The following is a 13814-nucleotide window of genomic DNA, read 5'->3' on the forward strand; positions in this document are numbered from 1 at the left end:
ACTGCTGCTTATTATAGAGTTTATTTCTGCACTTATCATCTAAGTATTTTTGCAATTCTTCATAACTGCGACTCCACAACTTACCGCGTAATTCTTTTATTAAATTATTTCTTTTATTGAGACCTTTCTCCAATGGCTCTATTATAAATTCTTCAAAAAATGGCTTATTTAATGCAATAACCTTAAATTTCTCCTCCGCTTCTTTATTGTTTGGGTTTTTATCTGAGTGATATTTTAACGATAATTTACGGTATTGTTGACTAAGCTTTTTCTTAATATTCTTAATGTCAGAATTTACCACATCCTCCTTTTGAATATTAAATGTTAAAAACAACTGCTTTAAAGCATGGTACTCATTTTCATTCAAAACATTTCTAGCCACATTACACCTACAAATTAACTAACTATTAATGTTCTATAATATACATATTTCCAAACTATGTCAATTATTTCATAAATATCTTTGGTAAAAATTATTTCTGTTATGACTAGCATGATAAGTGTATGAAGCGACTAAAATTGTCATTACAGCGCTTAGTGTACGACAGTGCTCCAACATTTAGGGTTGCAGTTTTCATGGCAGATCTGAGTAGCTGACCCATCTAAGAGGTGTCATTCAAGTAGCTGACACTGGAATGGCTTTGTTGCATCGCATCTTATACGGTAGTAATTTACAATAAATTCATGTAGCCATTTCGAATTTAGTCATTTCAGTGTTGGCTACTTGGATGACACCACCTGCTATGCTGCAAATTGCAACGTTCGTACACTAAAGTATAGTGTGTTACTAACGAAGGCAAACAAATATCTGCTTTATGAAAACGTTAATATTTTTCATTGAAATAATACATAAATACTAGAAAAACCTTGGCAGGTTATTCGCGTTTGATTATCATAGAGAATTATATAAATTAATAAATGATCTATGGCAAGTAACCCAGAAGAAAGAAATAGTGATAAACAAAAAGCGCTAGATAACGCAATAAGCCAGATTGAAAAAGCATTCGGTAAAGGTGCAATAATGAAGTTGAAGCAAAACCCTGTAGAAAAAATAGACACAATATCCACAGGATCAATTGCGCTTGATTCGGCTCTAGGTGTTGGAGGTCTGCCAAAAGGGCGTATAATTGAAATATTTGGCCCCGAGAGTTCTGGTAAAACCACTCTTGCCTTGCACGTGATTGCTGAAGCACAAAAAAAAGGAGGATCATGCGCATTTATCGATGCAGAACATGCATTGGATGTCTTATATGCTCGTAAACTTGGGGTAAGCACTGATGATTTAGTGATTTCACAACCAGACACTGGAGAGCAGGCGTTGCATATTGTTGAGTATTTAGTGTGTTCTGGTGCGGTTGATGTGATAGTTATTGACTCTGTCGCAGCATTAACTCCAAGAGCTGAAATTGAAGGTGATATGGGTGATCAACATATGGGGCTGCAAGCAAGGCTTCTAAGTCATGGGCTACGGAAACTAACCTCTGCCGTTTCAAAAGCGAACTGTATATTGATATTTATTAATCAAATTCGTATGAAAATAGGAGTAGTGTATGGAAATCCTGAAACTACCACGGGTGGAAATGCATTAAAATTCTATACTTCTGTAAGGCTTGATATAAGAAAAGTTGGTGTAATAAAAGACAAAGAAAATATTACAGGTAATGAAACAAGAGTTAAAGTTGTAAAAAATAAAGTTGCTCCTCCATTTAGAGAAGCGAAATTTGATATAATGTACAATGAAGGTATATCAAAACTCGGAGAAATAATAGATATGGGAGCAAAGCTTGGTGTGCTTGAAAAAGCAGGCGCTTACTATTCATATAACAACACACGTCTTGGGCAAGGAAGAGAGAATGTGAAAACTTACCTAAAAACAAACAAAGAAGTCGCAAATGAAATAGAAACGAAAATCAGAGATTTACTCAGAAATCATGATAATTCTATCATAATAGACGAGGATAGTGAGCAACTTTTAGAAGAATCAGTTTTCTGATCTAAACTTAGGCATTAGATTTTGTGTTGGACGGGTTGTTACAGTATGACGGTAATTCTATGTGCTAATATAACAATCTGTAATGTTACCTTGTATCAAAAAGACTTTGCTGAAGCAGTTAAAAAAAGCTTTTCATGAGAAATTATAAATGATAAATTGTTAACAATAGGTTATTGTTAATAAGATTATGTGTTTTGGTTTACCTAATATAAACAGGGAAGGTTATTCATTTATAGTAGTTTCCTTTATAGTAACGTGTATAGCATTCTCTATATCTTGGGGGTTTGGCGTTACGTGCTTGTTTCCGACATTATTGTGTACTTATTTCTTTCGTGATCCAGCAAGAGCTGTGCCAAACAATAAGAATCTTATATTAAGTCCTGCTGATGGTGTGATTTCAAAAATTGAAGAAGTTAATTATCCTTTATCAGCAGAAAACGGAGAGGAGAAGAAGTTTACGCTTGTTAGCATATTTTTAAGTGTTTTGAACGTCCATGTGAACCGTATACCAATATCTGGTACGATAAAGGAAATGAGTTATAAAAAAGGCAAGTTTGTATCCGCAATGAGCAATAGGTCTAGTAATGAAAATGAAAAGCAGGTTATTGTAATTGAATACGAAAAGGGGAAAGAAATTATTGTGGAGCAAATAGCTGGATTAATTGCACGTCGTATCGTTTGTAATTTAGGAATATCCCAGAACGTAAAAGCAGGTGAAAGGTTTGGAATTATAAGGTTTGGCAGTAGAGTGAATATCTATGTTCCTGCTGATACAGAAGTCAGAGTTTCAGAAGGGCAAACTGTTATTGGTGGTGAAACAATTATAGCAAACTTAAATAAGGAAAACGTTCAAGAGAAGCTTACTTTTGACGTTATATGAATAACGAGGGAAGTAACAGTAGATTCTTACCTATTACTAAATTATTCCCAAACTTTATAACTTTATTGGGTTTATGTTCTGGTCTCACTTCACTTAAATTTACATTTAATGAACAATGGGAATTCTCAGTAATTTTTATCATCATTGCAGCAATAATAGATGGAATGGATGGCAGAATAGCTAGAATTCTAAAATCAACTAGCGATTTTGGAGCCCAGCTTGATTCTTTTGCAGATTTTCTAAATTTTGGTGCAGCGCCTGCATTTCTTTTGTATTTTTGGAAGCTAAACGAAATCAAAGTCATAGGTTGGATTTTAGTAATGATATACGTAATCTGCATATCAATAAGACTTGCAAGATTTAATGTTTCGCTACACTCAGAACAACCATACTGGGAAAAATTTTTCTTTTCTGGTGTTCCAGCTCCAGTGTGTGCTTTACTTTCTTTGTTACCAATAATTATTACCTTTCAATCTCATGAGAGTGAATACTTACTTCTCATAGAGCGATTTTTTAACACAAGAAACGTAGCTTGTTACTTTCTGGCCATTTCATTTTTTTCGATAAGTCACATTCCAACTTTCTCTGCAAAATATATTTATATTCCCAAAAGCCTATCCTATATATTTGTGTCATTTTTTGGAGTACTTATTGTATTTTTCATCAGTAAGCCCTGGATGACTCTACCAATTTTAGGTATAGTGTATACACTTACTATTCCAATAAGCATCGGGTTTTACATATATTTTACATATAAAACTCGTTAGCTAACAAAAAATAGAAAACTGCATGATTTTGAAGATAAGTGAACTATTAAATTCATTTCTGTATATAAAGATATTCAACATTCCATTTATAATTATTTGGGTAATTGCAACTGGAATCTTTTGTACTGCCCAGTTCAAATTCATTAACTTTAGGTTACTTAAATATGGAATACAGACGCTATTCAATCTAAAGTGTAATAACAGCAACAATGGCATAATCACTCATATTCAAGCGTTTGCAACAGTAATTTCAGGAACAGTTGGTCTTGGAACAATATCAGGAGTTGCAATAGCTATCACAATAGGGGGCCCAAGTGCAGTTTTTTGGATGGTAATTACCGGAATACTTGGTATGTCGATAAAGTTTGCCGAGGTGGTGCTTGCATTTACTTATCGCTCTGAAAATACAACTGGCGGGGCTTTTTATTACATGAAGTACGGGCTTGCAAAAATTGGATTTGCAAAAACTGGTAGATTTCTTGCCTTCACTTATGCGATTATGCTACTTATTGCAATGATTTTGGGCGGTATACCATTTCAAGCAAATCAAATAGCAGCACTATCAAATAACCTCCTAGAATACAACGCATCCATTATTATATCCCTGCTTGTCTTTATTGTAATATTGGGAGGAATAAAGCGCATTGCTTTCGTTTCAACGAGCTTAGCACCAATTATGATAGTGCTATATGTGGGTATGTGTATATATTTAATTTATGTAAACGGAAGTAATTTGCTGAATGCTCTATCCATAATATTCCAAGATATCTTCAATAAATCAGCTATAGGAAGCGGAGTATTGAGCGGATTAATAGCCGGAGTGAGAAGATCAGTGTTTGCTAACGAAGCAGGTACCGGAACAGCAGCTATAGCACATTCAGCTGTAAAAGAAGAAGATCCAATTAAAGTTGGGTGCGTTGCAATGATTGCACCACTTATAGACACAATATTAATCTCATTTTTGACTGGTATTGTGATAATTATCACTGGTATGCATAGCACTGATAACGTGGGTGATATTACACTAATTAGTTCGATATTTTCAACAGCTTTGCCCTTGTTCAGCAAGTTAGTTTTTCCGCTAATGATGTTTTCCTTTGCATTTTCCACAATAATAGCTTATTGTTACTACTGTGAAGTTGCTTTGCTGTATTTATTTGGTAGTAAAAAAATACTGGTACCGTTCCAAATTCTTATAGTGGTTTCAGTGTATATCAGCTGTATGTCAAAGAATATAGAATTTATATCTTATCTAGGTGACAGTTTGTTTATGTGCCTTATGATTCCAAATGCTGTTGCAATATATCTACTAAGAAGGGAAGTTTTGAATACAATAGATTCTTATTACAATTCTAAAGGGTATTAACATGATTTATAGATTGCTTTGTATGGTGTTATTTTGCCTATTGTTTAATGATGTGTACGCTGCTTCAGGTTTTTACGAAAGTTATGACGCTGTGTTGAATGGAATAAATAACTTCATGAATGAAGTACTGTTTTTCAAGATCCTTTACGTGCCATTTATAATCCTTCTACTAGTTTTTGGTTATGTGTTTCTAACATTACGTTTTGGATTTCTCAACATAAGAATGTTTAAGCATGCGTTTGCTATTTTATGTGGAAAATATGACACGAATCACCATGATGGTCATATTACGCATTTTCAGGCATTTATGACTGCACTTTCAAGCACAGTAGGCCTTGGAACTGTTGCTGGAGTCGCAATTGCAGTTTCAATGGGTGGACCAGGAGCGGTGCCTTGGATGATGATTACAGGTTTTTTTGGTATGTCAGCAAAATTTGCTGAGGTAACGTTGGCGTTTAGACATAGAACAGAAGATCAGGACCAATTGTTTAGTGGTCCCTTTCAGTATATAAGGAATGGTCTGGAGGAATTTGGATTTAAAAAACTTGGTATTGTGCTGGCTGCCATGTATGCAGTATTCTTTGTATTATCAGGTCTTGGTGGAAGTGTAGCGTTTCAAACCAACCAAATGGTTTCAATATTATCTGGCTATTCAAGTTGGGTAGATGGTCACTCTTGGTTTCTTTCTTCCATAATTTCTGCGCTGCTTGCTCTAGTGATTATTGGCGGAATTAAAAGGATAGCTAGAGTATCTTCTGCACTAGTGCCTATTATGTCACCTATATATATCTTGAGTTGTATTATTATTATTGCATTTAATATTCATAACCTTGGTTATACGTTGAAAATATTATTTTCCACTATGATAGATTTCAATGCTGTTGGCGGAGGGATGGTAGGAGCATTTGTTGCTGGAATTCAAAGGGCAATCTTTGCCAGCGAAGCAGGTGTTGGTTCTGCTTCAATTACTCATGCAACAACTAAAGATGAAGAACCAGTAAGAACTGGACTAGTCGCTATGATAGAACCATGCTTTGACACAATGTTAATTTGCTGTTTAACAGGAATAACAATAGTAATAACAGGTGCATACCAAACAGGTGTTGGTGAGGGAATATTAATTACTCACAAAGCATTTGAGACAGTTTCTCCATGGTTTCCTATCCTTCTAACAGTAGCTGCTCCTTTGTTTGCATTTTCTTCAGTAATTTCGTTTGTATATTGTTGTGAAATGGGGTGGCTATATTTATTCGGTGCAAAAAGTATAGTGATATACCGCATAGCGGTAATAATTGTGGCGTTTTTCTCTGGTCTTTCTAAAGATATAATGGCTATTGCCAATATCGGTGGAACTTTATTCTCTTGTTTAGCTCTCATCAACATGACAGCGCTTATACTGTTTAGTAATCAGATTAACGATGAAGTTCAGTGCTACCTAAAAAGGCTGAGGAATAATAAAATTAATTAGGTTCTTGGTATAATGGAAAAGTATGTAGTCCTTATACTGTCCTACATACTCGGTTCAATACCGTTTAGCTTAATCATTACAAGAATAAAAGGGATAAACTTAAGAGAAGTAGGTTCAGGAAACATTGGTGCTACAAACGTTGCAAGGACGGGAAATAAATTTCTTGCTGCTTTGGCATTATTTCTGGATTCCTTTAAGGGATTTATTGCCGTTTATATAGCACAACAATTTTGTGATAATAACGATTTTTATATATATGTATCTGCAATTTTAGCAGTTTTAGGACACATGTTTCCTATTTGGCTAAAATTCAGTGGAGGAAAGGGCGTTGCAACCACTCTAGGGATACTGATAGCATTTAACATCGATATTACTTTAGTATTCGTAATAATTTGGATAATAGTCTTTCTTGCCTTTAGATACTCTTCCCTTGCTTCACTCAGTGCTACTTCAACGGCTGTAGCATGGTCCTTTTTTTTTCAGAGGAATTTGTTCTTAACATTACTAATTATAGGAGCACTGGTCTTCCTAAAACACCACAGAAATATTGTGAATCTTCTGCAAGGTAAAGAGTATAAATTTTATAGATAATGTACTGCCAAATTATTGACACTTAAACTACGAGACAAATTGCTTGACGGTATGATTTTGTCCTCTTTGTTTAAGTCTATGATTTTTGCTTTTGTTATATTCTCTACTTCTTGAGGTGTTAAAAGACCATCTTCAATGAATTCCTTTTTTGTTTCTCTTATTTTTTCATAAAGTTGAGTAACGTGATCTTTATTTCCTTCATATACACTTTCAATTTCTAACTCTAGCTTATGTGAAGCTCCTTTTTTTAACATTTCATCCATTGCTGCTTTTGTTACTTTTAACCTTTCTTGCAAAATTTTCTTTATTTTTTCCTTATCATTTTCGTTATTTTTACTGAGTTCTACATATACCCTATAACATCTTTTTTCTCTTGGGAGCATTCTTAACCCATCTAACATGCTAATTATCTGACCTTCAATAGTCTTCTCAGCCTTTAATTTAAATTCTGCTACTTCTTCTTCTATTATCTTATTAGCTATTCTCTTAGCTCCATCCAAAGATGAATCCTTGAGAGAAAAATCTGTCTCGAGTAGATCTCGATTTAATAGCTCTAAGAATACTTTTTTTCCGATGTTTTCGAGTAAACTTTCTTGGTCATCTAAATCATGCTCCTGCAGTTTATTTCTCATGTGCTGAACCAGCTCACAACATTGTAATTTATTTAACTTTATAGAGCTAATATTTTTCATTAACGTCAGCACAATTTGTTCACTATATTGAGAAGTAATACTCAATAATTTTCTCATTAAAGGAATACTTACTTCTGAAATAAAATCATCAACTATTTTTTGACTTTCATCGTCTTCATAACCATTTTGAACGTCATACCAAGCCTTAAGAATTTCTTTATTGTTTTTCTTGTTTTTTAACCTGTCTAACATAAACTCACGTGCTTTATTTTGTGCTTCTGAGAGCAACATTTCCCTTGGGGGAGTAAATCTAATTTCTGGATCAGGATGAATACCCTCTAGCGTGCTTAACATTCTATAGATAATACCGGTGAAGCAAGTGTTAGGAATTCGCTCTTTTCTAGAGAAAGTTTGGCTATCAATTAAATTAGAAATCAATGCATCCTTTTTACTCTTAACGGCTTCTCCGTCTCCATCATTGCAAGCCCTTAAAACTAAAAGCAGAACCTGCCCACCTGTAAAGCCGGAGCTATGCTTTTGATCATCTTTGCAAAAGTCATCTAAAAATGCAATTACTCTTCCTTTATCCTCATCACTAAACTCATATGAATTGTTTATATATCCAATGAATTGAATATATTCATCATTTTTGATTACGTCTTCAGGTACTTGTTCACTATACTTACCTTTTAATTTATCAATATTTTTAATGATATCATCATTTAATTGATGGGGCAGTAAATGTTCAAGCTTAACATCAAAACTATTAACCATACCACGTAAATTCTCTTTTATACCTTCCAAAAAGAAATTTATAGAAGCTTTAAGCAGCGTAAATGGGTTAAAATCTTTTGGCCTTAGTTCACTCTGCAATAAAATTAATAGCATTGTAAGTAGTATAGTTCCCAGTAACGAAATAAGCAAGAAAGTGGTAGTGAAAGTTAGATATGTTATGAAAGCAGAAAACAAGAGGAAGGCTGCTACCTTGATTGTATTGTTTTTAAAAAATATTTCCCAATATTCCCTTTTGCTCATTTTTTGCTGTTTTGCCGTTTTTATTTCTTTGTAGATATAAAGAGTTTTAATTTCAGACCTGAAGAACATAGTACCAAGAGAAAAAAGAACATTAACAGGATTAGTGATAATGCTTAACGAGACAAAAGCTCCAAAGTAGCTAACAAATTTTAGCTTACTAGAATCCTTTGAAGGAAATTGTATTTGAGAAATACCTATCATAGCTTACCTTCAACATCATTACACTCTAGTAATAGCATAATAATTTAAAACGTCAATGTTTAAGTATCTTATTATCCGCACACTCATCGTATTCGATCTCGACTGTAGAGTGTGCTATCTCGAACTTATCTAGCAATATTTTTTTTATTTCATATAAAACATTGGTGTGCTGCACATTTTGCTTTATTTTAGCATGCATGGTAATTATAAAATAATTATCAGACAGCGACCATGTATGTATGTGGTGCACATCTATCACTTCAGGTAATTCTGATGTGATCTTACTTTTTATCTCTTCAGCAGATATACCCTCAGGCGTACCTTCAAGGAGTATATGGCAAGAATTTTTGAGAATTTTATAGCCGCTATTTAGAATTATCACACTAACAAATACTGATAAGATTGGATCTACTATTTGCCATCCAGTAAGCATGATAATTATAGATGCAAGTATAGCAGCTACAGAACCTAAAATATCTCCTATAACGTGTAGTACAGCACTTTTTATGTTTATATTGCTCTCGCATTTACTATGTAATATAAAAAAGACTATTATGTTAGAGACAAGACCGAGTGTAGCAATTATTAACATTACTTTCCACTCAACATTGACTGGAAAAATAAACCTCTTTATTGACTCAATTATAATGATTACTGCAATGAGGAATAGAGTTAAACCATTAACAAATGCTGCAATTATCTGCAACCGATGATATCCGTATGATCTCTGCAAATCGGATTTCTTAGCTGAAAACCTATGTGCTAACCAGCTTAAAAACAAGGCAAAGAGGTCAGTGAGCATATGCCCTGCATCTGATAATAGAGCAAGCGAATGTGAAATTATTCCACCTACTATTTCCATAAACATTGTTATCGCAACTATTATTATGGAATAGATTAAGCGCTTGGACTGCGCTGCTGAGTGTTTACCGTTATGCACTGCTGTCATATAAAATCTTTTCATAAACAAAAACGTGGGTAACACTGGGTTCGAACCAGCGACCGCTTGCACGTCAAGCAAGTGCTCTACCAACTGAGCTAATTACCCATCGTGGTTTTAGTATAGTGCTTTGGTGGAATGAAAGTCAATAAACCACTTTGCTTTTGTCCTTGTCCAATGTGATTCCGGAATATAGCTGTATAGAATTTCAGCCATATTCTAAATTTTACATATTAAGTTAACTATCTATACTTTATTTATTAAGATATAAATCATATTAATACAGGGATTTACGTTTTTTTTAGGGAAATTACTTTATGCTTGATATTGAAAGATCAGCAAATTAGAGGTTAAAATTATGACAATTAGTCAACAAGTAAATAAAAATATAACTAAAGCAGAATATTTCAACAATAACGGCAAAGGGTTTAATTCGCCACATGTTATAGAAGTTGAAGATTTAAATATTAAAGTAGAGGTTTATTCTCACAATTTAAGAGCAAGTAAAGTTGCTAACATTGAAAGTGAGATAAGAGAAACAGCTACTAATTTTAAAAACGCATTCGAGTTAGAACGCGGCAGTTCAGAACAAACATTTAAAATTTACATGTTTGATGACAAGGATGATTACACTCACCTTGGCGGAAGCGAGCGTTTCGGTTCTTACCTTGGAGACGAAGGTGGTAAATGTTACTACAAAGGGAAAGCTGACGTTTTTGCTGAAATGTACGTCTACCAGCAAGGTGGCATTCATAACCTTCAGCATGAATTTGCACATGGTTTAACTTACTTGGCTACAGGAGGCAAATCTTTACCTACAGTATTAATGGAAGGAATTGCAGACTACTTTGAGCATCATTCAGATCATAAATTCAATTCTCAAGGATCAAGTATCGACAAAACTGAAGCTGCAAATTTGGATTTAGATAAAATTTTAAGTTTAGAATACTCAAAGGACAGCGAAGCAAATAGCTTGGTTTATAAAACAGGTCATGCGTTGATAATGTACTTACAGGAAAAAGATCCTAGTTTATTAAGAGACTACCTAGATGCTTTACGTCAAGGTAACTCAGATGAGTCAAAAAGTTTCTTGAAAGACATAAAAGGACACGATACTGACTTCAAAAGTTGGCTTGCTGAGAATGATACAGAAACTGCAATGGAACATCTCAACGCTTTGCAAGTTACAAAAGGAGATTTCATAGCAATTGGTCAAGAAATAGTGGGTGGAGAAATTAAAAACGTATCCTACTATAAAGCAAATATAGAAAAAATGGATGGAGAAAACGTTGGAAGTTTTTCTCCTGTAGAACACGTTGCATTTTATGATGTTGCTCGTGCTATAAATAGGGCAACAAATGATACACTTGATATATCAAAGGAATATCATTTCCTCAAGGTAGTAAAAACTTCCGATGGACAGGATAAACTAACTTACTCTGACCAACAAGGTAATGAGTACCGAAACAGTCTAGAGTATAAAAATCAGGCTTTTAGAATGCTATCAAAGTATGATGAAAATTTAAAGAAAGCTTATGATGATGCATTAAAAAATCTGGATGAGCAGAGGCAAATGGAATATCCCAAGATAAATAAAGAATATAGCGAAGGAAGATTTCTTACGAAGAGTATTCAGACAAATATTATTCAATTCCCTCCAAATATGAGGAATTAAAAAGTACCTTACTTGATAAAACCATAAACACTGGCTTAGAACAAGTAAAAACGACTAAGAACATCGACGTAGAAAAGATGTTAGGAGAGATGATCAACATCGATTCAAACTTGATAAGAGGTACAAATCATATTGATCTACAAGAAGGTAAGATTTTTTCTATGCAAGCTCATGGTCAAGGAGATATGGGTGCACTGTCTATATATGACGGAAATACAAAGCTTGGAGAATTATTGAGCGAATCAGGATTTTTTAAGCAAGTTGAAGGCCAAACTAAAGAAACTTTCGTTTTTGAGGATATATTGCACAACTTAAATGTTTCATACGAAGGCGGTGCTTACATGGCAGTTACAAAAGAAAATGGTCATTATAAAGCTTCCCTAATAGATGGCAGAACAGTTGAACGCGATGAATACTTTGATGAAGCGCATTTACATGAAAATGAATTGTTGCATCCTAGCACTGGACACATCCAAAAAGATTTAGATTCTCTGCTTCTTAGAGGTACCAAAATTTTGAATCATCAGGATTCAGAACATGCACAATATTCTGATGAGCAAAAGGCAAATGGAGTAATCGTGGAAAAAGGAAAATTACTGGATAATAAGGGAACAGATAGGACAGACGATGATGTATATGAAGCTGTCGTAAAGCAAGGAGACGAGCACTTACATGAATTTAAAAATATGGGCTTTTATATTACCGAGAAAGGTGATCTATTTATTCATGACCATGGAGCAAACGTAAGGTTTCAACTACCACAAAGTATTACTCACCTAAAATTAGTGGAAAAAGATGGAGCATATAAGCTTGTTCCGGTGACGAAAGATGGGAATGAACATCCAGTAGGTATGCCAAATATATCAGACGAATATAGATATATAGATCCAATATTTGCACATGAATATGAAAAGAGAGATTATTCCCATAAACATGTAAATGTGGGCCTTATAAACTTAGAGAAATATGGCTCTGGCAAACTTTTTGCTATAAAGTACGACCCAAATGATTATCACATACAAAGAAACTCCAGCGGTGAAATAGTTAGAATAAAAGATCAAACATATTTCACTAAAGTAAAATTGTTTGATGGTGATGAAGAAATTGGAATGTTGTCTAATAACTTTCACAATTTCAAAGGGAAAATATTCTTTTCTGCTGACTACAACTACAGTTATAACGATTTCCTAGCATCTGTTTCTCCTCAAGTTGAAATTGAAGATATGGGAAATGGAAGTAAAAAAATAACTTTTGATCAAGGCAGTGGCGATATCGGTGATACTAATAGAGGCTACACGGACTATCAGAGAATATTTACAAAAGAGAAACAAACCGAAAGTCCAAAAGGGCAAGTAAGTGAAACTAAGACAGAAGTTCATAGTACTACTAATGTTGTTGCACAAGCTGCTGAAGAGAAAACTGCATCAAACGACAATAGTGAAATGCAGTCTGATCAGCCACAAATTCCAACAAGGGCAAAAAGGTCAGCTTCAGTGGAGGAGAAAGAGCAAGAACAGGTAGTATTAAAAGACACAATTCTCAAAATAGAAAAGAGCTACGAGCAGGACTCAGAAGGGAAGCATAAGGCAAATGTAACGATAAATTATAATGATGTGAAAGCCTTGTATGATAGAGCGGAAGGAGCAGAAAAGCAATCTGTGTTAGATTTTTGGAACAAACTGCACACATCAGATTATAAGGTTGGTGCTTTGCCGGAAGACAAATACTATTTTGAAAAAGGCAAATTCGTAATCCACGATAGTGGCACAAAGAAGCTTATAGTGTTACCTGAAGATAAGGTGTCCATCAAGATAATGAAGGATGGTGATAGTTATAGTTTAGCTATATCAAGTGGTAATGGCAAAGTAATAAACAGCATTAGTAAAATAGATAATCCAAATTACGAATTGCTGTCAGATTCAAGTCATTTCAATTCAGGGGAGCAAGATAATATTGTATTATCAGATCAACATCACGAATATAATCTTTATCTAGAGAATGGTTTTGTGAAAATGTTCGATTGCGCAAGCGATCACATTTATCACGACCACAACTCGGCCTATATCTAATACATACAAGGAGGGCAGTGCCCTCTTCTTGTCATTCCAGTGTCAAGCACTGCCGTCTTGGATGGAAACCAGCGTCACGCCATGGAATGACAGGGTTTGTCATCCGAGTAGCCCCTTCGGTGTCATCCCAGTGCCCAGACACTGGGATGGCTTTGTTGCATCGCTACTTATGAAAGGCTAACTATAATTAGGATTAT

At 34.4% G+C, this 13814-nt stretch carries 12 protein-coding genes and 1 tRNA gene; 9 read left to right on the forward strand and 4 right to left on the reverse strand.

What is annotated here, in order from left to right:
- Window positions 1-301: DnaJ domain-containing protein (locus OZD62_RS00760; RefSeq protein ID WP_275019234.1), on the reverse strand; the 301-nt coding region annotated here is incomplete at its 3' end.
- Between the two features lie 624 nt (window positions 302-925).
- Between OZD62_RS00760 and recA the strand changes: the two genes are divergently transcribed.
- The 6 genes from recA to plsY all read left to right on the forward strand — a co-directional run bounded on the left by recA (window position 926) and on the right by plsY (window position 7065).
- Entirely contained in the window at window positions 926-1993 is a 1068-nt protein-coding gene (gene recA, locus OZD62_RS00765) for a recombinase RecA (RefSeq protein WP_010963008.1), read from the forward strand.
- Window positions 1994-2180: 187 nt separating this feature from the next.
- Window positions 2181-2873 carry a phosphatidylserine decarboxylase gene (locus OZD62_RS00770; RefSeq protein ID WP_007548750.1) on the forward strand — a complete coding sequence of 231 codons (693 nt, stop codon included), beginning with the start codon at window positions 2181-2183 and terminating at the stop codon, window positions 2871-2873.
- Complete coding sequence (locus tag OZD62_RS00775) at window positions 2870-3640, forward strand: CDP-alcohol phosphatidyltransferase family protein (protein ID WP_010963007.1); 771 nt, start codon at window positions 2870-2872, stop codon at window positions 3638-3640. The genes OZD62_RS00770 and OZD62_RS00775 overlap by 4 nt, the downstream gene beginning before the upstream one ends.
- A 22-nt stretch (window positions 3641-3662) precedes the next feature.
- A complete protein-coding gene (locus tag OZD62_RS00780; RefSeq protein WP_275019227.1) occupies window positions 3663-5006 on the forward strand; it encodes an alanine/glycine:cation symporter family protein in 1344 nt (447 codons plus the stop codon).
- A gap of 1 nt (window position 5007) precedes the next feature.
- Window positions 5008-6474: an alanine/glycine:cation symporter family protein gene (locus OZD62_RS00785; RefSeq protein WP_316657683.1), complete on the forward strand. Its 1467-nt coding sequence runs from the start codon at window positions 5008-5010 to the stop codon at window positions 6472-6474.
- Between the two features lie 12 nt (window positions 6475-6486).
- Window positions 6487-7065, forward strand: coding sequence for a glycerol-3-phosphate 1-O-acyltransferase PlsY (plsY, locus tag OZD62_RS00790; RefSeq protein WP_010963004.1), 579 nt, complete (start codon window positions 6487-6489; stop codon window positions 7063-7065).
- On the opposite strand, the gene OZD62_RS00795 is transcribed toward plsY, so the two are convergent.
- From OZD62_RS00795 to OZD62_RS00805, 3 genes are all read right to left on the reverse strand, one after another.
- Complete coding sequence (locus OZD62_RS00795) at window positions 7056-8933, reverse strand: hypothetical protein (protein ID WP_275019229.1); 1878 nt, start codon at window positions 8931-8933, stop codon at window positions 7056-7058. The two genes, plsY and OZD62_RS00795, sit on opposite strands and share 10 nt — an antisense overlap.
- A gap of 52 nt (window positions 8934-8985) precedes the next feature.
- Window positions 8986-9882: a cation diffusion facilitator family transporter gene (locus tag OZD62_RS00800; RefSeq protein ID WP_275019230.1), complete on the reverse strand. Its 897-nt coding sequence runs from the start codon at window positions 9880-9882 to the stop codon at window positions 8986-8988.
- A 26-nt stretch (window positions 9883-9908) separates the two neighbouring features.
- Window positions 9909-9981: transfer RNA gene (locus OZD62_RS00805), tRNA-Val, on the reverse strand.
- A gap of 250 nt (window positions 9982-10231) precedes the next feature.
- Here OZD62_RS00805 and OZD62_RS00810 point away from each other — a divergent pair.
- The 3 genes from OZD62_RS00810 (at window position 10232) to OZD62_RS00820 (ending at window position 13790) form a co-directional block, all read left to right on the forward strand.
- Window positions 10232-11548 (forward strand): collagenase, encoded by a 1317-nt coding sequence (locus OZD62_RS00810; RefSeq protein WP_275019232.1) that lies wholly within the window; start codon window positions 10232-10234, stop codon window positions 11546-11548.
- Window positions 11549-11637: 89 nt separating this feature from the next.
- Window positions 11638-13617, forward strand: a complete 1980-nt coding sequence (locus tag OZD62_RS00815; RefSeq protein WP_275019233.1) for a surface protein-related protein — start codon at window positions 11638-11640, stop codon at window positions 13615-13617.
- A gap of 17 nt (window positions 13618-13634) precedes the next feature.
- Window positions 13635-13790, forward strand: a complete 156-nt coding sequence (locus OZD62_RS00820) for a hypothetical protein (protein WP_155975178.1) — start codon at window positions 13635-13637, stop codon at window positions 13788-13790.
- Window positions 13791-13814 lie beyond the last annotated feature (24 nt).

Origin of the sequence: Wolbachia endosymbiont of Drosophila seguyi, from assembly GCF_028981765.1 — a bacterium.
Taxonomy (GTDB): Bacteria; Pseudomonadota; Alphaproteobacteria; order Rickettsiales; family Anaplasmataceae; genus Wolbachia; species Wolbachia pipientis.